General features: G+C 72.8%; 1 protein-coding gene. It reads left to right on the top strand.

Going from position 1 to position 1,069, the window contains the following annotated elements; all coding sequences use genetic code 11:
- The coding region (locus tag AZE13_RS33460; RefSeq protein WP_147264838.1) for a DUF4118 domain-containing protein at window positions 1-1,069 on the top strand (1,069 nt) is incomplete at both ends.

Raw genomic sequence — 1,069 nt, 5'->3', positions numbered from 1 at the left:
CCAGATCGTGCTGGGCACGTCCCGCCGCAAGGCGTGGCAGTACCTCTTCGGTCCCGGTGTCGGCGCGATGGTCGCCCGGCACTCGGGGCCGGACCTCGATGTCCACATCGTCACGCACGAGGAGGCCGCCAAGGGACGCGGGCTACCGGTCGCGCGCGGGGCGCGGCTGGGCCGGTCCCGGACGATCTGGGGCTGGCTGGTCGGGACAGGGGCACCGGCGCTGCTGACGCTCCTGCTGACGTATGCCGACGCGGACCTCGGGCTCGCGAACGACATGCTGCTGTTCCTGATGCTGACGGTGACGGCGGCGCTGCTGGGCGGGCTGGTTCCGGCGCTCGCCTCGGCCGTGTTCGGCTCCCTGCTGCTGAACTGGTTCTTCACACCGCCGCTGCACCGCCTGACGATCGCGGACCCCGAGAACATGCTCGCGCTCGCCATCTTCGTGCTGGTGGCGGTCTCGGTCGCCTCCGTCGTCGACCTCGCCGCCCGGCGCACCCACCAGGCGGCCCGGCTGCGCGCCGAGTCGGAGATCCTGTCCTTCCTGGCCGGCAGTGTGCTGCGCGGTGAGACCACCCTGGACGCCCTCCTGGAACGGGTCCGCGAGACCTTCGCGATGGACTCCGTGGCACTGCTGGAGCGGGAGGCCGAGACGGCGCCGTGGACCTGCACCGGCAGGGTGGGGGACGCCGCTCCGCCTCCGCGCCCCGAGGACGCGGATGTCGACATGCCCGTCGGCGATCAGATGGCGCTCGCCCTGTCGGGCCGGGTCCTGCCCGCCGAGGACCGCCGCGTGCTGGCCGCCTTCGCGGCACAGGCCGCCGTCGTCCTGGACCGCCAGCGCCTGCAGTCCCAGGCCGACCACGCCCGCAAACTGGCCGAGGGGAACCACATCCGCACCGCCCTGCTCGCCGCCGTCAGCCACGACCTGCGCACGCCGCTCGCCGGTATCAAGGCCTCCGTCACTTCGCTTCGTTCCGATGACGTCGAATGGTCCGCCGCGGACCAGGCGGAACTCCTCGCCGCCATCGAGGAGAGCGCCGACCGCCTCGACCAGCTCGTCGGCAACCTC

The organism is Streptomyces sp. NBRC 110611 (assembly GCF_001590865.1).
In the GTDB taxonomy this organism is placed as follows: domain Bacteria; phylum Actinomycetota; class Actinomycetes; order Streptomycetales; family Streptomycetaceae; genus Streptomyces.
The sequence above is the reverse complement of the archived record's forward strand: the minus strand, read 5'-3'. Positions and strand labels throughout refer to the sequence as shown.